This window comes from Peribacillus sp. YIM B13477, assembly GCF_042787955.1.
Taxonomy (GTDB): Bacteria; Bacillota; Bacilli; order Bacillales; family DSM-1321; genus Peribacillus; species Peribacillus frigoritolerans.
This window is the reverse complement of record NZ_JBHZPD010000002.1, coordinates 540,761-558,510: the sequence shown is the minus strand read 5'-3', so window position 1 is coordinate 558,510 and position 17,750 is coordinate 540,761. Positions and strand designations below refer to the sequence as shown.

Below are 17,750 nucleotides of genomic sequence, written 5' to 3'. Positions count from 1 at the left end.
AATTATTATAATTTTTCTTTTTTCATTATGTTGATTTTAACAGTTTTGGATTGTGGGGGAGAGCATTGAAACGTATTCATTATAGCTGGGTTATTTTAATCATAACATTCTTCTCGATTATTGTAGCCGGTATCGTTAGGTCATCATCGGGAGTATACATCGTACCATTTGAAAATGAGTTCGGGTGGGACCGGTCCGTCATTTCTTTAGCCTTTGCCATAAGTCTTTTTCTTTATGGATTATCGGGTCCGTTCATGGCCGCCCTAATTGAAGTGCTTGGCTTGAAGAAAATGATGGTATCGGCCATGTCCACTTTATTGGCAGGGATTCTCCTCACTTTTTTCATGCAGCATGAGTGGCAGCTCATTTTAATTTGGGGAATTATCATTGGATTGGGTTCTGGAGTGTTTTTAACGGTATTGAGCCCATATGTGGCAAATCGTTGGTTCGAGAAGAGGCGGGGGCTGGCGGTCGGGATACTTACGGCAAGTACGGCCACGGGCCAGCTCATTTTACTTCCGGTTTTAGCCATCATCATTGAGAGTTATTCGTGGAGATGGGCGATTGGATTAATTTTGGTCCTTAGCTTGATCATGCTGGCAATCATCCTTTTATTCATGAAAAACAATCCGAAGGAAGTCGGCACTCTTCCATATGGATTGGAAGAGGAAAAGCAGGAGGCTGTTACAGTCCAAAATAAGAATCCCATCGCCATGGCTTTTCAATCGTTGATTGAAGCAGTGAAAGTGAAGGAATTCTGGTTATTGGCAGGTAGCTTTTTTATATGCGGACTTTCAACGAGCGGGTTGATCGGGACACATTTCATTTCTTACTGCATTAGTTTTGGTTTACCGGTTGTGACGGCAGCATCACTGCTATCTTTCATGGGAATCTTTGATTTGATTGGTACGACTGTATCCGGATGGCTATCAGATCGTTTTGATAACCGTTGGCTGTTGTTTTGGTATTACGCTCTAAGGGGGGCTTCCCTCGTATTACTTCCTTTTGCATTAAATGAAGGTTCTGTCGGTCTATTGATTATCTTTTCCGTTTTCTATGGCTTGGATTGGATAGCGACCGTTCCTCCGACCATAAGCATTTCAAGGCAAGTATTTGGCATGGAGAAAAGCGGGATCGTATACGGGTGGATATTCGCGGCCCATCAGGTGGGTGCAGCAGTGGCGGCGTACGGTGGAGGGCTTATCTTCAAAATATTCAACTCCTATACATGGGCATTCTTCCTTGCAGGAATCTTTTGCTTATTGGGCAGCTTGTTTGTCATACTGATAAAAAAGCACAAAGCGGTCACGAAAGTTAAAGGTGATGCAATGGAGATATAGAAAAGATGTTAAATCTGTATGAATGAAAGAGGGTGTACCTATGAAGGGCGCAATGGTACCATTGCAGGAAAGTAAACGGATCGTAAGCATCGATATTTTACGTGGATTAGCCATTTTAGGGATTTTTTTAGTGAATATGCCTTCTTTCCACTCCCCGCTCTTGTACATAGATGGTGCAAAGCGGTGGGCAGGAGGATGGGATGGGATTTTGTACAGATTCAGTGATATAGTCGCACAGGCCAGCTTTTATCCGTTATTTGCCTTTCTGTTCGGTTTCGGGGCAATCATTTTGGCAGTAAGGAGTGAAGAAAAGGGTATTTCATTTCCGTTACTATATATGAAAAGGCTAAGTTTCCTGCTGATACTGGGCTGTATTCATGCTTTCTTCATCTGGCATGGGGACATCCTCATTAATTATGCTGTATTTGGGTTTGCACTTTTGTTTTTTTATAAGATGAAGGGCCGGAATTTAATTCTGCTTGGCTCGGTTTGTTATGTCCTGCCTTTTGCAATATTGGGTTCTCTATTTCTTATAATGGGCACTTTTGATAAGGAAGGGATGGCGATCACGACTGATTCGGCGATGATGAAACAGTCTTTGGAAGTTTATCAATCTGGTACATTTACGGAACTGATGAGTCAAAGGGCGTTGGATTGGTATATGGTGAACAACCCATTAAATGCCATTATCCTTTTTTTATCGATTTTTCCGTTTTTTTTAATGGGAGCAGGCGTGGCAAAACATGGCTTTCTCCAAAATCCAACCCAATATAAACGACAATTGAAAGCGATATCGATCGTAAGCTTGCTATTGGGCATGTCAATTAAGATGCTGCCATATGTGACGGTATACCATTTTGGAACGATATTCGTCCAGGATTATTTGGGAGGACCGTTACTTACGATTTTTTATATCACGGCAATCACGCTTTTGGCGGAACGTGCAGGGGCTTCCTGCCTGTTACATCCGCTTTCGTATATCGGAAGGATGTCGATGAGCAATTACTTGTTCCAATCGATGGTATGTACGGGCATTTTTTATTCATATGGCCTTGGTTTATATGGATCAGTCTCATATACGACAGGATTTGTTTTTCTAATAGCCCTGTTTTGCCTGCAAATCCTGCTTTCCTTATTGTGGATGGGCCTTTATGAATACGGACCGGTTGAATATATATGGCGTTTTTTTACGTATGGTAAAAAGCCGGTCTTGCGCAGGGAGGGACCAGTTAAGAAGAAATGTAAATGATGTTCATTAAATTGTTGGTTTTACCCATTCAGGTGGATACTTAGTTTTGTTTTTTTGTAAAAGCCTATGATATGATGAAATGGAAACTGAACGAGGGGGCAAAAAAATGACTACACATATGCATATTACAGCTTGGGTTATCGGAATCATTCTTTTCTTTGTCACATATTCGATGCTTAAAGGTGCAAACCCGAAAGCGAAATTGCTACATATGATAACACGGTTGTTCTATCTATTGATTTTTCTTACTGGCGGCATGTTGATCACTGATTTTGGTGCTTACGCAGTAAAAATGATCGTTGGAATCATCGTGATTGCGGCGATGGAAATGGTGCTGGTCCGTACGAAAAAAAGAAAAAGCACAGGTGCCATGTGGATATTGTTCATCGTAGCGCTTGTATTCGTCCTTTATTTAGGATTTTCACTGCCACAAGGAATGGACTTTTTTTAATACAGAATTAAAGACGGGTAAATGAGGAAATCTCATTTACCCGTTTTCTTTTACCCGTTATTGTGAATTCACTTTCTCAATGACGATCCTTTTTCCGGTGTTCAGGGTGAATTCAAAACGATCATGATCCTTTTTCCCGTAAGAAAAATGGTGCTGAACGAGACAAATTTGGCTCTCGTTATCAAAGGTGAAGAAATTCACGCCGGACTGGTTTGGGACGGCCCTTAAAAAAGTGAGCTGGTTATAGCTATATATACAATCATAAATAGAAAAATCAAGTGAATTCAATGTCGTTACAAATTGGAAAAAGGAATCATCGTTCAATTCTTCCAATAAACGTTCAAAAGAGTAGAGCAGTTTTTTGCGTATCCGAATGGGCTCATTTTCCCTTAAGAAGGTGATTTCCCGATGAAGCAGGATCTTTCCCTCTTCTTCAATTACTCCTTGCTGCCAGCGCCCGCCCCTGTACACTTCGATGATGCTGTTAACGTGGTCTTCAATGGAGCAGGCCTCATCTGTTTCATCATCGAAAAAAATCCATTGTTGATTGATATTTTCCACTGTTCCTTCGGTAAAAGCTCTTGTTTGCCTATTCATTAACTTAGTTCGTTGTTGCTGACTCATACATATACCTCCAATAGTGGAATCCTCACCTACTTTTTAGTCAAAATCCAATGAAAATATAACTGTATATTTTAAAATATTATGGACAAATAACCATCTTTCCGTCTTTGCATAGGCTATGTTTAACACGGGATGCTTTGCTCAACAATTCATTAACGACGCCGGGCGTTGTTGGCAGGTGGCCCTACGGAATGATGCTGAGCGATACTTAGGGACTGTAAATCTTTTTAAGACAGGGAGCCAATATATTTTTGATAGTCCGGATAGAAAGGATGAAGTGTAAAATGTGTGGGATAACAGGCTGGGTGCATTTTCAAAAAGATTTACGGACAAAAACGAAAACGCTGGAAAACATGACAAAAACGTTGGCAAAGCGGGGGCCTGACGAAGATAATGTTTGGAGCGAAGCCCATGTTGCCTTTGGTCATAAACGGTTAACGGTTGTCGATGCGGAAGGCGGAAAACAGCCGATGACGAAAAATCATGAAAACGGCAGATATACGCTTTGTTATAATGGTGAGCTATATAACACCGAGGATATTCGTAAACAGCTATTATTAAAAGGATATTCCTTTAACGGTCATTCTGATACAGAAGTTTTGCTAACTTCTTATATAGAATGGAAAGAAAAATGCATTGACTTGTTCAATGGGATTTTTGCGTTTGCGATTTGGGATGAAAAGGAACAGAAATTATTCATCGGAAGAGATCGCATGGGGGTAAAACCATTCTTTTATGCGGAAAGGGACGGCGGGTTCATTTTCGGATCGGAGCTGAAGGCGATTCTGGCCCATCCGGATGTTAAAACGGAGATTGACCGCGAAGGGTTGTCTGAAGTTTTTGGTGTTGGTCCATCCCGGAAGCCAGGTTCAGGCGTATTTCATGATATCCAGGAATTAAGGCCTGCCCATGCGCTTACTTTATCAAGGAAAGGCCTCCGGATTTGGAGATATTGGAATGTGAAAAGCGAAGAACATCGGGATACGCTTGACGAGACGGCCGAGAAGGTTCGCTTCCTTGTCGAAGATGCAGTGACGCGGCAACTTGTATCTGATGTTCCGCTTTGTACCTTCTTATCAGGAGGGCTTGACTCAAGCGCAATTACGGCCATTGCTGCAAATGCCTATCAAAAAGAAGGGAAAGGCCAGCTTCATACGTATTCCATTGATTATGAGGATAATGAGCGTTATTTCAAGGCAAATGATTTTCAGCCAAACTCCGATGGGTATTGGATTAAAAAGATGTCGGATAGTTTTAACACGGTTCACCATTCATCGGTCATCTCTCAAGAGCAGCTGACAAATTATTTAACGGAAGCTGTCCTTGTAAGGGACCTCCCAGGCATGGCGGATGTCGATTCTTCTTTACTTTGGTTTTGTAAGGAAATCAAGCGGGATTTTGTCGTAGGCCTGTCCGGCGAATGTGCGGACGAAATTTTTGGAGGTTATCCTTGGTTTCACCGTGAGGATGATTTGAATCGAGCTGGTTTTCCATGGATGAGATCTACGGATGAGCGGGTATCTTTATTGAAAACGGGATGGCGCGAGAAATTGAAGCTGGAGGAATATGCCCAGGAAGCTTATTTGGCCACCCTTGCCGAAACGCCTAAATTGGAAGGGGAAAGCGGTATAGCGGCAAAGCGGAGAGAGCTTTTCTATGTGAATTTATTATGGTTCATGACGACGCTCCTTGACCGGAAGGACCGGATGAGTATGGGGGCAAGTCTAGAGGTGCGCGTGCCATTTGCCGATCATCGCCTTGTTGAATATGCATGGAACATTCCTTGGGAAATGAAAATGGAAGGCAACCGTGAAAAGGGTATTCTCAGGAAGGCTTTGGAGGGGCTATTACCGGATGAAGTATTGTATCGTAAAAAAAGTCCATATCCCAAAACCCATAACCCTATATATACAGACAGTGTGCAGGCGTGGTTGAAAGACTTACTGACGGATAATAATTCGATCCTGCATGAATTTTTCGATAAACAGAAGCTAACCGATATAGTAGATTCCAAGGGTGCGGCTTTTAAAGTGCCATGGTTCGGCCAATTGATGTCAGGGCCACAATTGCTCGCGCATTTGGCACAGACCCATGTATGGTTCAAAGAATATGACATCCAAATAATCGAGTGAAAAAAACGGGGCGGATGATTATCAACGCCCCGTTTCCATTTGCCTAATGATTGATTGCGAGAATTTTATATTGATAACCACCCAATTCAAATTTGCCAACTTGTGTGGTTTCCTTTGTTCTTAAATCCGTTAGTGTACGTCCTTTCAAATCAACAGGAAGGGTAAAGGATTGCTTGACATCGGTCGGATTGATGAGGATCACGACAGAACGTTTTTCATTATACTTTTGGTAAGCCACGATATTTTCGTTTCCGGCTGTATCAAGGAATTTAAACTCTCCGTCATTGGCAAGTAACCGTTCTTCTTTTCGCAAGTGGATCAATGCCTTAATTTCATTGAGTAGCTCGGTGTTTTGTTTTTCTTCTTCCCAGACCATGCATTTTCGGCATCCTGGATCCATGCCGCCGGTTAAGCCGATTTCATCTCCATAATAAATACAAGGGCTGCCATTGAATGTCAGCAGGATTGCGTGAATGAGCTTGGCTCTAGCTAGATCTTCCCCGCAATCCGTGAAAATCCGCGGTGTATCATGGCTTCCAAGAAGGTTGAATGTCACGTCAAAAACATTGGTTGGATAACTGTGATAGATGGCTGTCATTTCTTCAGTGAACTCGCGTGCATTGATGGTTTGTGAAGCGACCAGGCGAAAGACTTGGTTGGTGAAAGGGTAATTCATGACGGCATCGAACTGATCGCCGCGAAGCCATGGCATGGAGTCATGCCAAATTTCCCCAAGAATATAAAGGTCAGGCTTTATATTTTTCACCGTTGTTCGAAATTCACGCCAGAATGGCTGATCAACTTCATTTGCCACATCGAGCCGCCAGGCGTCTATATCGAACTCCTTGATCCAATAAGCCGAGACTTCGAGCAGATATTCTTTCACCTCCGGATTTGCCGTATTCAATTTTGGCATCGATTCAAAAAAACCGAATGTTTCATAATTGGGCCTTTCCCCTCCCTTAAGAGGGAAGCTGTGAGGGTGGAACCAATCCTTATATTTCGATTTCTCCCCTTTTTCGAGTAAATCCTGGAAAGGGGGGAAATAGTAGCCGCTATGGTTAAAAACGGCATCCAGCATGACCCGTATATTCCGTTTATGGCATTCGGCTATTAGTGTTTTCAATGTTTCCTTCGTTCCGAATTGCGGATCGATACTCCGATAATCAATCGTATCGTATTTATGATTGGAGTAGGCATGGAAGATTGGCGTGAAATAGATTCCGTTGATGCCGAGATTCTCAAGGTAATCCAAATGTTCAATGATTCCTTCGAAGTCCCCGCCAAAAAAATTATCCACCGCCGGGTCTTCACTTCCCCAGGGTTTCACACCTTTGGGGTCGTTGGCGGGGTTTCCGTTCGCGAATCGTTCAGGGAAAATTTGGTACCAAATTGTATCTTTGACCCATTCCGGTGCCCCGAAAACTTCATTTTGATGGAGATAGGGAATCGCGAAATAGCATCCGGGATCTCGGGGAGGCTCTTTGAAGAAGCCCTTTTCCGTGTAAATGGAGCATTCTTCTTCTGCCGATACCTTGAACCCATATCGAATTCTTCGGTAGGGAGGCTTCACATGGATATGCCAGTAATCATAACGGGTATCGCTGCCCGACAGACTCATGGGAAGTTCCTCGTACTGCCATTGACCACTATTTGAAATGTAAGGATCCCCAAAAATCAATCCAACTGAGGAGATATCTTGTTTTTTCGTGCGTAGGCGGATATGTAGGGTTTCAGTGTTGATAGGATAGCCGTAATTGTCATTAGGTCTATGGTGTATGGATGAAAATTCCATGAAAACCACTCCGATTCTATAGGTTTTGGGACTGTGAAAAAGGAAACTTCCGGCTGTTACGAGGAGGGTCTCTATGAAGTGGTACTAAGCCAGGTAAAGTGCTTATTCATTTTGGTTATATACCCAATTTCAATTGAAAGAAGCACTTATTAACTAAAAAATAACAAAAATTGTTCATCACTACAAGGAAATAAATACGCCAAGGAAAATGTTGTAAAAATCAAAGCCGTTCATATAATGATAACAATAGCTTTGGTATCGCTTTCATCAATTGGCTTTATTTGAAGTACTGAACTGAAAAACAGTATTATTTGGTGCTTTTGGACATGATAGAATAAACATTGCAAAAAGGAGAATGAAAGTGAAGAAGCTGATTTTTCATTTGTTCATGTCCATATTATTGATTGTTAGTGTAAGTGCTTGCGGATCCAGTTCAGATTTAGAAAATAAAAATAAAGCAGTGAAAGAAGATAAGAAAAAAGAAGACGAAGCCAGCAATGAAGCGAAGCCGGAAAAATTGATCATTTGGGAGGAAGAAGGTAAAGCGGAGGCCCTAAAGCCGGTGATTGAAGCCTTTGAAAAAGAATATGGAATCAAAGTTGAGCATGAAGAGCTTGAAATGGCTACCGGGATGTATGAACGACTTCGTCGAGATGGGCCAATCGGAAATGGAAAGGCACCGGATGTCGTAACTTTTTCCCATGAGAAAGTCGGGCAAATCGTGAAGGAAGGCTTAATTCAGGAAGTGAAGGTGAAAGATGAGGTATTGAATGCATTCATTGAACCTTCAATTAGGGGGGAGATGTATCAAGATAAGGTTTTTGGATTGCCAAAGTCCGTAACCACCTCCGTCTTCATTTATAATAAAAAATTGATGGCTAAGGCTCCCGAGACGATGAATGACCTTTATAAAATGACGAAGGAATTAAGAAAGCGTAACGTGCATGGTTACTATGCCAAGTGGAATGATTTCCATGATTCGTATGGAGTAATGGCTGGAATGGGGGGTTATATATTTAAAGATAAGAATGGAAAGTTAGACCCTTCCGACATTGGTTTGAATAATAAGGGTTCCATAAAAGGGGCTGCGTACATCCAAAAATGGTATAGGGCGGGTTTGATTCCTAAAGGCGGCAAGGCAGGAATCGAGAAGTTGTTTTTACAAGGGAAATTGGCTTCTATCATGAGTGACGGGAACTCATTTACCGAGCGAAAGGATACAGGAATTGCCCCCATGCCAGAATTGCCCAATGGTCAGCCAATGAAAACGTTCATGGAAATCAAAGGCTGGCATGTAACAGCATTCACAAAACACCCTTATTGGTCTACGAAGTTAGTTGAATATTTGACTAATGATGATAATGCAATGAAGCGTTTTGATTTAACAGGGGAAATCCCACCTAATAAATCAATTAAAAACAAAGCCGCAATCAAAGAAAATGAAAGGGCACAAGCCTTAAGCATACAATTACAATACGCTGAACCAGTGCCGAATATTCCGGAAATGAATAAAGTATGGGGACCGATGAATTCAGCCATGGATGAAATGACCACTCAAAAAGCAAAACCAAAAAGGGCTTTGGATAAAGCGGTCAAGAAGATAAAAAAAGAACGTTAACCGTGTTCGGCTCTTTTCCAATTCAGTAACCATAACCAGTATCCCCAGTTTGTCCCTTAAGTGTAAAGTTTTTTATAAATTGGATTTGACGTTAAGGGGGCAAAAGGCTAATCTTAAAGGCGTAAAGAGATAGCTAGGAGGAGAACGGATATGAGAAAAAGGGCGTTATCACTCGCTTTAATTCCGCTGCTTCTTTTTTACGCCATTCCAGTAGGAGCAGCTGAAAAAGAACAACGAACTTGGAAGGATGAAATCGTATATTCATTATTGGTCGACAGATTTTTCGATGGGGATACCCAAAATAATGGAGATGCGAACGTGAATGACCCTTCCACGTTTAATGGCGGGGATTTCGAAGGTGTCACGAAGAAACTGAATTATTTAAAAGATATGGGTTATACCGCTATCATCCTTTCACCGATTTTCGCTAATGATGCAAATGGCTATCATGGCGATTGGGTGGCCGATTTTTATAAAACGGATAAACACTATGGGACAATGGAAGAGTTTAAAAAACTCGTGAATGAGGCACATGAACGCGATATGAAGGTGATCATTGATTTTCAAGCAAATAATGTGGGGCCTGAATCCGCGTGGCTGACCGATCCAAAAAAACAAGATTGGTTCCATGAAGAAAAAAAGATTTCCAAGGACGGTAGCCAAACGGATTTGGAAACAGGGTGGGTTGATGGTCTTCCCGATTTGAATCAAGATAATGAGGAAACAAGGAAATATTTACTTGACGCTGCCAAATGGTGGATAACGGAAACTGATATTGATGGATACCGTATAAATAAAGTCCAATACGTAGCAAAAGATTTTTGGAAGGAATTTGTGGATGCAGTCAAATCTGAAAAATCAAATTTCTATACAATCGGCGATGTTCAAGGTGATGCGGAATTGATCTCAAGCTACAAGGAGACGGGTATCGATGCTTTTATGGCTTATCCGCAGAATGCTGAGCTACGTGAAGCATTTGCTGCGCCCGATAAGGAATTGAAACCTGTTTTTAATGCGTTTGCGAAAAGCGAAGATGAATTAGGGGGCAATGCCCATCAGGCATTGTTCATGGACACACAGGGAATGCCCCGTTTTACAAAGGATGCAGCCGATCATAACGAAAATCCAGGCTCCAGATGGAGAATGGCTCTGTCGTATCTGTATACGATGCCAGGGGTGCCTATCGTATTTTATGGATCGGAAATTGCCTTAAATGGCGATATTGCCCCGGATAATCATAAGTTGATGAATTTTAAGACAGAACAGGAATTGGTGGAATATATAACGAAGCTTTCTGATCTCAGAGACATGTACCCAGCATTGGTAAAAGGGGATATGGAGCTTTTATATGAAGAAGGCGGAGCTTCGGTATTCAAGCGTGTGTATGGTGATGAAACGATCGTCGTCGCCATGAACAATACGACTGAAACTCAAACGATAAACCTTGATGATAAGGAACTTGAAAGCAATAAAGAGTTGAGAGGTATGCTGAATGGGGATCTGGTCCGCAGTAAGGACAACAGCTACTCTATCGTAATCGACAGGGAGACGACTGAAGTCTATACGCTGTCACCTAAGTCGATTATTAATATTCCTTACCTGTTAGTCATAGGATTGGTTCTTCTCATTTTTGGTATATTCATTGCTTTGGTTATTAAACGTTCAAAACGGAATCAACCAAAATAATCATATACCTCTCGATTGTCGGTAACCGCCAAACATTGTCCCTAAGGCTTTGTGGAAAACAGGATCGGGAGGTTACAGCATGAATAAGACCTGGTGGAAAGAAGCGGTTTGTTATCAAATTTACCCGCGCAGTTTCATGGATAGTAATGGTGATGGGGTCGGAGACATAAAAGGTTTGATTTCAAAGCTCGACTATCTGCAGGAATTAGGGATAGATGTCATTTGGATTTGTCCTTTTTATAAATCGCCCAATGCGGATAATGGCTATGATATTAGTGATTATCAAGCAGTTTCCGATGAATTCGGTTCAATCGAAGATATTGATCTGTTATTGAAAGATGTTCACGGGCGTGGGATGAAGGTGATACTCGACCTTGTTTTGAATCATACAAGTGATGAGCACCCCTGGTTCGTCGAGTCACGTTCTTCCCGCGATAATCCGAAACGGGATTGGTATATTTGGAGGGATGGGCAGGACGGCCGTGAGCCTAATAATTGGGAAAGCATCTTTTCCGGAAGTGCCTGGAAATTCGATGAAAGGACCAATCAATACTATTTACATCTATTTGCCGAAAAGCAGCCAGACTTAAACTGGAAAAACACTGATGTGCGAAAGGCATTATATGAAATGGTCAATTGGTGGCTCGATAAGGGAATCGATGGCTTCCGGATTGATGCAATCACGCATATTCATAAGCGTGAAGGCCTTCCGGATATGCCCAATCCATATTGGCATCAGTATGTACCTGCGTTTGAAATGCATACCAATCAGGATGGGATTCTGGATTACCTTCAGGAGTTGAAAGAAGAGACTTTCTCTAAGTATGATATCATGACCGTCGGTGAGGCCAATGGCGTCAGGATAGAGCAGGCGGAAGAATGGGTCGGGGAATCGAATGGGAAGTTCAATATGATCTTTCAATTTGAACATCTTGGTCTTTGGAATAGGGGACAGAATCACGCTGTTGATGTTCAAGGATTAAAGCGAACGATGACCAAATGGCAAAAGGGGCTGAAAAACAAAGGATGGAATGCTTTGTTTTTTGAAAATCATGACCAGCCGAGAAGTGTATCCACCTGGGGAAATGATCATCAATATTGGTTGGAAAGCGCAAAAATGATAGGGGCCCTTTACTTTTTCATGCAAGGGACACCTTTTATTTATCAAGGTCAGGAAATTGGCATGACAAATGTCCAATTTGATTCGATTGATGATTATGATGATGTCGGAATGAAAAACTTTTATAGGATAGAGACCTCGAAAGGTCGGCCTCATGATGAGATCATGAACATTATATGGCATAGCGGCCGTGATAATTCACGAACACCGATGCAATGGAATGATCTTGAAAATGGCGGATTCACTCATGGAACCCCTTGGATGAGGGTTAATCCAAATTATCGCGCCATTAATGTAGAACAGCAGAAAAATGACCCGTCATCCATTTATCATTTTTATAAAAAGATGATTGAACTTCGAAAAAAACATCAGGTCCTTGTTTATGGGGAATATGAGTTATTATGGGAAGATCATCCTGAACTTTATATTTATACAAGAAACATGAATGATAATTCAGTTATGGTAGTATGTAACTTTAGTATGAATCACCATCAAATCGACCTTTCTTATTGGGGGGAAATGGAACTTTTGCTTGCTAATTATGAGGATTGTCCTGAGGTGCCCCTTATTGACTTACGTCCATATGAAACGAGGATTTATCGTTATTGATTCTATGGACTTGATTGGAAATTAGCCTAAAACCTATGTAGTTAGTCGTCTGACTTCTTAATTTCCAATAGACCTGTCGTTTTTCAAGAAGCTGATCATCCATCAGCTTCTTTTTGAATTTTAAATTCAGATGAAAAAAACGGAAAAGTAAGTATTTTCTGAAAAATTAAACAAACATTAAAAAAAGTATGGATATAACTATTGAACTGAGTGTATTATGAATACATACAAAATGTATAAATATAAAACAAATATTAGAGAAGTGTTTATTGGTATTCACCTTTTTTAAATGAAGTCAATAAAGGCTAAGAAAGGAGAGGGGAAATGCATGGCCATCACAATAAAAGATGTGGCACAGCTAGCGAATGTTGCTCCTTCAACAGTTTCTCGAGTGATTGCAAATAATCCTCGAATAAGTGAAAAAACAAAGGTAAGGGTACGTAAGGCGATGACTAAATTAGGATACCATCCAAACTTCATTGCACGTAGTCTTGCCAATCAATCGACCAGGATCATTGGCTTGGTAATGCCAAGTTCGTCAAATGATTATTATCAAAATCCCTTTTTTCCTACGATCCTCCAGGGTCTAAGTGAGGGAGCTCAGGAAAACCATTATTCCCTGTTGTTAAGCACGGGAAAAACAGAAGATGAAATCTACGAAGGAGTAGTTAATATGGTGCAGGGGGGGATGGTGGATGGAATAATCCTGATGTATTCAAGGATGAACGATCACATTCTGACCTATTTGAGGGAAAGGGATTTTCCATTTGTGATCATTGGGAAACCCTATGATTACATCGAAGAGATAACATATGTTGATAACGATAATGTCTTGGCTGCCGAACAGGCAACGGATTACCTCATAAAGCTAGGACATGAAAGGGTTGGATTCATCGGAGGGGATGAATCCCTCATGATGACCATTGATCGCTTATCAGGATATGAACGGGCATTGGAGAGGGCTGGAATCGATCGAAGGATGGAATATACCCTGCATGAAGATTTTTTGCATGAAGGGGGACAAGCCGCTGCAAAAAGGTTACTATCCATCGATGAACCACCTACCGCTTTGGTGGTCAGTGATGATCTCATGGCACTTGGCATCGTGCATTCACTTCGCGAAATGGGCGTGCGCACTCCTGAAGAAATGTCAATCGTCAGCTTCAATAACGTTCTTTTCTCTGAACTGTCATTACCAGCCCTGACCTCCGTAGATATTAATATTTTTGATTTGGGATATCAGGCCGCTAAGGGCATCATTCATATGCTGCAGACTGGAGATGCTCCTGCCGGGACCATCATTCCACATCATTTCGTGGAAAGGCATTCCTGCAGATCGATCAAGCAAGGTGCAATGGCCATGACTTATTGAACGAGAGGGCATTGCGTAAAAGCAATGCCTTTTTTATCTAGAAATGTACGCTGAAACTTTTGAATGCATGTATACCCGTTTCGTGTCTGACCAAATGATTCTCTTTAAGATATTGAATGGCTGCAAGGACTTCTTCAAGGATCTTTGGTTCGAGGCCTAGTTGGTTGTGACCGCCATAGATTTTGGAGACTGCCTTGATCTTTGCGATTTTTTCTAACGAATTAACAAGGTCTTCAGGGCTTGTCGAGGGATAAAATGCATAAACGGGAGTATCTGAATAAAGCAGGTCGCCAGTAAATAAATAACCTGTTTCATCATCCAAAATTGAAATGTGGCCAGGCGAATGACCAGGTGTATGATAAATGCTTAAACTTCGGTTTCCAAGATCAATCGTGTCCCCATCCGATAAAAGCCTATCGGGGTACCCCTGGTATGGCTTGTATGTATCAGGATTGAATGAATCGGGAATGGGTAATGTGATATCCCGGGCCATGTTCTTTCTTATTTGTTCCAAGGGCAAACCTTCAATGCCGTTAATCAGCCAATTGGCATCATCACCATGAACATAAATCGTTTCATAATCACCGTGACCGCCAATATGATCCGCATGAACGTGTGTGGTCAGAACGATGATCGGAAGATCGGTAAGCTGGTCTGTAATCCGCTTAATCGAATCGATGCCTAATCCTGTGTCGATTAACGCAGCCCGGGTCTCACCAAGTAATAAAAAGGAATGAACTTTCTCCCAATGACCATATTCACTGATTGCAAACGTTTTTGAGTCCAATCCCTGAACGGTGAACCATGGATCTACAATATTTTTCAAAAATGACTCCACTCCTTCCAAGTCATAAATTCCGCGTTAACCGGAAATATCCTGCCTGAAAGAGTAAAAGCAGTGGATTTCAATTTATGAAATCCACTGCTTTTGGAGAAAAGGTAAGGCCTTATCCGTTAACAACGGTCCCGCCGTTTACATGGATGACTTGTCCGCTGACATAGGATGAATCATCACTTGCCAAATATACATAGGCTGGTGCCAATTCCTCAGGCTGACCTGCACGGCCCATTGGAGTATCCTGTCCGAATTTGGCAACATCCTCCTCGCCGAATGAGGCAGGAATCAACGGTGTCCAGATCGGTCCAGGCGCAACACCATTCACTCGGATGCCATCTTTTGAAATGGAGTTCGACAGGGCTCTTGTAAATGCAAGTATTGCACCTTTAGTTGAAGAGTAATCGATTAGTTTTGGGTTGCCCTGATAGGCTGTGATAGAGGTTGTATTAATGATGCTGCTTCCTTTTTTTAAGTGCTTCAATGCAGCTTTAGTTAAGTGGAACATCGAGAAAATATTCGTGCGGAACGTTTTTTCCAATTGTTCAGCTGAAATGTCCAGGATACTTGTCTGCACATGCTGTTCTCCGGCGTTGTTGACTAGAATGTCCAAACCGCCAAATTCATCAACCGTTTTTTTGACGACTTCCTGGCAGAAGGCTTCATCACCGATATCACCGGAAATGAGTAAACATTTCTGGCCTTCTTTTTCGATCAATTCTTTTGTCGCTTTGGCATCCTCGTGTTCATCCAAGTATGCAACTGTCACATTCGCTCCTTCTTTAGCGTAGTAAATGGCAACTGATTTTCCGATTCCGCTGTCTCCTCCCGTTATGATTGCCGTTTTACCTATTAATTTGCCGCTTCCTTTGTAGGCAGCATTAACTGAATCCGGGTTCGGTTCCATTTTTGTTTCCAATCCAGGTTGATGCTGCTGATGTTGAGGTGGAAATCCTTGTTTGTTTTGATTTTGGTTTTGATTAGTCAAGATATAAACGCCTCCCATTTAATGATCTACGCTTTTTCTATTCCTTCTTTTAGGAAAAAGAAAACATGGAAAAAATACCCATAAAAGTTTTGGTTTATGTGTTTTAACTGAAGGGAACATGACTAGTCTTTCCATGTTCCATGAAGGCGATTCATAAGAAAAAGAGGAGGATGAGCGCTGATGGGGGCAGTTGAAACAAATGAAAAAAGGCCCACCCAAAGCAGGTGAGGCCTTCATAATTAGCGATAATTTAAGAATTGTACATCAATGGACAGATCAGCGCCCCGAATCGCAGAAATGATTCCTTGTAAATCATCCCGGTTCTTACCGGTAACCCGGATTTGATCATCCTGGATCTGGCTTTTCACTTTAAGGCCGCTATTTTTAATGATGGTATTGATCTTTTTTGCTTGCTCCTTATCGATGCCTTGAATTAACTTGGCCCGTTGGCGAACGGTCCCGCCAGAAGCTCCTTCCAATTTGCCATAATCCAGGTTCTTGACGGGTACGTCACGTTTAATGAGTTTACTGATGAGAACATCCTTCAGCTGTTCGAGCTTATATTCATCGTCGGATACTAAAACCAAGTCTTCTTTATCAATGGTGATGCTGCTTATGCTCCCTTTAAAATCATAGCGTGTCTGTATTTCCTTCATAGCCATGGTAACTGCATTCGTTACCTCTGAAAAGTCTACTTTCGAAACAATATCAAATGAATTTTCCTTTGCCATCACTTACCTCCAGCAGGGTTTATTTCCTTTATTATAGAGAAAGTATGATAGGAAGACAACTATCTAAACGATAATTAAAAAAGCGAGGGGACAAGCCCCACGCTTCATTTATGGTCCGTTTTCTTCGAATAGGAGTGCTTACCTGCAGTAAGGTTTTCCTGATATGCGATATTTTTTTCAGCATTTCTCGCTTGGTTATCTTTTGGCCTTTTATTGTCATCGGTTGTTTTGGACATAGTGAAAACTCCCTTCCATTATCTGATCAATATATATTGTTCACAATTATGGAAGGGAGTATGTATGTTTATGATTTCTCAGGGGTATCGTTTAAGAAGAAGAGGGCAATTGTGCCAGGGCCGGCATGTGCACCGATGACGGAGCCAATTGTATGGATCATGAAGTCGGTCGTCCCGAATTCATTTTGGATGGCTTCCTTCCATTCCAGGGCCGTTGCTTCATCATCACCATGAATGATGGCAATCGTTTGGGTAGTTAAGTTTTTGCCTCTTTCGTGCATTAATTCGATTACACGTTTGATCAATTTCTTTTTGCCGCGTATCTTTTCAAGCGGAACAAGCTTCCCGTCTTCGACATGCAATAACGGTTTAATGTTTAATAAACCGCCAACAAGGGCAGATGTCTTGGAGATGCGGCCGCCACGTGCCAGATATTCAAGGTTATCTACAGTGAACAGATGCTCCATATGCCGGGTTTGGAATTCTATGGCAGCCAGGATTTCTTCTTTAGTGGCACCGTTTGCTGCCAGATCGGCTGCCTTCTTTACAATCAAACCGACGCCCATCGAAGCGCATTTCGTATTGACGATTTCAATGTCAAGGTCAGGGTACTCTTCCTTCACCTGATTAAGAATCATGACTGCCGTTTGATATGTTCCTGATAACTCAGAGGAAAAGGCGATATATATCCCTTGTTTTTTCTCTTTGGCAAACTGTGTGAAAAGTTCTATAAAGTATTCTGGAGAAGCTTGCGATGTTTTCGGGGCTTTTCCTTCAAGCATCGCCTGATAGACTTCGTGAGAATTAATGGTAAGTAAATCTTCATAAGTTTCCCCGTCAAGATGGACTTGTAAAGGGATTAATGAAACATTGTTTTCCTTATAGAAAGACAACGGCAAATCACATGCACTATCTGCAAGAATTGTGATAGCCATAATACACCTGCTTTCTTTTTGCAATTTTT

The 17,750-nt window shown here is 41.7% G+C and carries 15 protein-coding genes; 8 read left to right on the top strand and 7 right to left on the bottom strand.

Features of this window, described 5'->3' with window-relative positions:
* Nucleotides 1-65 precede the first annotated feature (65 nt).
* From ACFX4H_RS09410 to ACFX4H_RS09400, 3 genes are all read left to right on the top strand, one after another.
* Nucleotides 66-1,340: an MFS transporter gene (locus tag ACFX4H_RS09410; protein WP_249597021.1), complete on the top strand. Its 1,275-nt coding sequence runs from the start codon at nucleotides 66-68 to the stop codon at nucleotides 1,338-1,340.
* Between the two features lie 40 nt (nucleotides 1,341-1,380).
* On the top strand, nucleotides 1,381-2,589 hold the full coding sequence (locus ACFX4H_RS09405) for a DUF418 domain-containing protein (protein WP_377435043.1): 1,209 nt from the start codon (nucleotides 1,381-1,383) through the stop codon (nucleotides 2,587-2,589).
* A 106-nt stretch (nucleotides 2,590-2,695) separates the two neighbouring features.
* Nucleotides 2,696-3,040 (top strand): YisL family protein, encoded by a 345-nt coding sequence (locus ACFX4H_RS09400; protein ID WP_377435041.1) that lies wholly within the window; start codon nucleotides 2,696-2,698, stop codon nucleotides 3,038-3,040.
* Nucleotides 3,041-3,097: 57 nt separating this feature from the next.
* Here the strand turns inward: ACFX4H_RS09400 and ACFX4H_RS09395 are convergent, their stop codons facing one another.
* A complete protein-coding gene (locus ACFX4H_RS09395; RefSeq protein WP_063591845.1) occupies nucleotides 3,098-3,664 on the bottom strand; it encodes a DUF2777 domain-containing protein in 567 nt (188 codons plus the stop codon).
* A gap of 284 nt (nucleotides 3,665-3,948) precedes the next feature.
* On the opposite strand from ACFX4H_RS09395, the gene asnB reads away from it, so the two are divergent.
* Entirely contained in the window at nucleotides 3,949-5,796 is a 1,848-nt protein-coding gene (asnB, locus tag ACFX4H_RS09390) for an asparagine synthase (glutamine-hydrolyzing) (protein WP_377435039.1), read from the top strand.
* A gap of 43 nt (nucleotides 5,797-5,839) precedes the next feature.
* Here the strand turns inward: asnB and ACFX4H_RS09385 are convergent, their stop codons facing one another.
* Nucleotides 5,840-7,591, bottom strand: coding sequence for a glycoside hydrolase family 13 protein (locus ACFX4H_RS09385; protein WP_034314594.1), 1,752 nt, complete (start codon nucleotides 7,589-7,591; stop codon nucleotides 5,840-5,842).
* Between the two features lie 355 nt (nucleotides 7,592-7,946).
* Between ACFX4H_RS09385 and ACFX4H_RS09380 the strand changes: the two genes are divergently transcribed.
* The 4 genes from ACFX4H_RS09380 (at nucleotide 7,947) to ACFX4H_RS09365 (ending at nucleotide 13,996) form a co-directional block, all read left to right on the top strand.
* Complete coding sequence (locus ACFX4H_RS09380) at nucleotides 7,947-9,209, top strand: extracellular solute-binding protein (RefSeq protein ID WP_237752155.1); 1,263 nt, start codon at nucleotides 7,947-7,949, stop codon at nucleotides 9,207-9,209.
* A 150-nt stretch (nucleotides 9,210-9,359) separates the two neighbouring features.
* Nucleotides 9,360-10,895 carry an alpha-amylase family glycosyl hydrolase gene (locus ACFX4H_RS09375; protein WP_377435037.1) on the top strand — a complete coding sequence of 512 codons (1,536 nt, stop codon included), beginning with the start codon at nucleotides 9,360-9,362 and terminating at the stop codon, nucleotides 10,893-10,895.
* 79 nt (nucleotides 10,896-10,974) lie between these two features.
* Nucleotides 10,975-12,624, top strand: coding sequence for a glycoside hydrolase family 13 protein (locus ACFX4H_RS09370; RefSeq protein WP_034314585.1), 1,650 nt, complete (start codon nucleotides 10,975-10,977; stop codon nucleotides 12,622-12,624).
* A 328-nt stretch (nucleotides 12,625-12,952) separates the two neighbouring features.
* Nucleotides 12,953-13,996: a LacI family DNA-binding transcriptional regulator gene (locus ACFX4H_RS09365; protein WP_034314582.1), complete on the top strand. Its 1,044-nt coding sequence runs from the start codon at nucleotides 12,953-12,955 to the stop codon at nucleotides 13,994-13,996.
* 37 nt (nucleotides 13,997-14,033) lie between these two features.
* On the opposite strand, the gene ACFX4H_RS09360 is transcribed toward ACFX4H_RS09365, so the two are convergent.
* From ACFX4H_RS09360 to ACFX4H_RS09340, 5 genes are all read right to left on the bottom strand, one after another.
* Nucleotides 14,034-14,813, bottom strand: a complete 780-nt coding sequence (locus tag ACFX4H_RS09360; protein ID WP_377435295.1) for an MBL fold metallo-hydrolase — start codon at nucleotides 14,811-14,813, stop codon at nucleotides 14,034-14,036.
* 130 nt (nucleotides 14,814-14,943) lie between these two features.
* Nucleotides 14,944-15,837, bottom strand: a complete 894-nt coding sequence (locus ACFX4H_RS09355) for an SDR family oxidoreductase (RefSeq protein ID WP_377435035.1) — start codon at nucleotides 15,835-15,837, stop codon at nucleotides 14,944-14,946.
* Nucleotides 15,838-16,058: 221 nt separating this feature from the next.
* Entirely contained in the window at nucleotides 16,059-16,550 is a 492-nt protein-coding gene (locus tag ACFX4H_RS09350; protein WP_034314577.1) for a YajQ family cyclic di-GMP-binding protein, read from the bottom strand.
* Nucleotides 16,551-16,654: 104 nt separating this feature from the next.
* Nucleotides 16,655-16,786 (bottom strand): DUF3941 domain-containing protein, encoded by a 132-nt coding sequence (locus ACFX4H_RS09345; RefSeq protein WP_082196697.1) that lies wholly within the window; start codon nucleotides 16,784-16,786, stop codon nucleotides 16,655-16,657.
* 68 nt (nucleotides 16,787-16,854) lie between these two features.
* Nucleotides 16,855-17,721: a DegV family protein gene (locus ACFX4H_RS09340; protein WP_377435033.1), complete on the bottom strand. Its 867-nt coding sequence runs from the start codon at nucleotides 17,719-17,721 to the stop codon at nucleotides 16,855-16,857.
* Nucleotides 17,722-17,750: the final 29 nt, after the last annotated feature.

Excerpts from the sequence above, each read along its gene's own strand:
- ACFX4H_RS09405 (WP_377435043.1), top strand. The coding sequence starts at position 1,381 with ATGAAGGGCGCAATGGTACCATTGCAGGAAAGTAAACGGATCGTAAGC.
- ACFX4H_RS09400 (WP_377435041.1), top strand. The coding sequence starts at position 2,696 with ATGACTACACATATGCATATTACAGCTTGGGTTATCGGAATCATTCTT.
- ACFX4H_RS09395 (WP_063591845.1), bottom strand. The coding sequence starts at position 3,664 with ATGAGTCAGCAACAACGAACTAAGTTAATGAATAGGCAAACAAGAGCT.
- asnB (WP_377435039.1), top strand. The coding sequence starts at position 3,949 with ATGTGTGGGATAACAGGCTGGGTGCATTTTCAAAAAGATTTACGGACA.
- ACFX4H_RS09385 (WP_034314594.1), bottom strand. The coding sequence starts at position 7,591 with ATGGAATTTTCATCCATACACCATAGACCTAATGACAATTACGGCTAT.
- ACFX4H_RS09380 (WP_237752155.1), top strand. The coding sequence starts at position 7,947 with ATGAAAGTGAAGAAGCTGATTTTTCATTTGTTCATGTCCATATTATTG.
- ACFX4H_RS09375 (WP_377435037.1), top strand. The coding sequence starts at position 9,360 with ATGAGAAAAAGGGCGTTATCACTCGCTTTAATTCCGCTGCTTCTTTTT.
- ACFX4H_RS09370 (WP_034314585.1), top strand. The coding sequence starts at position 10,975 with ATGAATAAGACCTGGTGGAAAGAAGCGGTTTGTTATCAAATTTACCCG.
- ACFX4H_RS09365 (WP_034314582.1), top strand. The coding sequence starts at position 12,953 with ATGGCCATCACAATAAAAGATGTGGCACAGCTAGCGAATGTTGCTCCT.
- ACFX4H_RS09355 (WP_377435035.1), bottom strand. The coding sequence starts at position 15,837 with ATGGGAGGCGTTTATATCTTGACTAATCAAAACCAAAATCAAAACAAA.
- ACFX4H_RS09350 (WP_034314577.1), bottom strand. The coding sequence starts at position 16,550 with ATGGCAAAGGAAAATTCATTTGATATTGTTTCGAAAGTAGACTTTTCA.
- ACFX4H_RS09345 (WP_082196697.1), bottom strand. The coding sequence starts at position 16,786 with ATGTCCAAAACAACCGATGACAATAAAAGGCCAAAAGATAACCAAGCG.
- ACFX4H_RS09340 (WP_377435033.1), bottom strand. The coding sequence starts at position 17,721 with ATGGCTATCACAATTCTTGCAGATAGTGCATGTGATTTGCCGTTGTCT.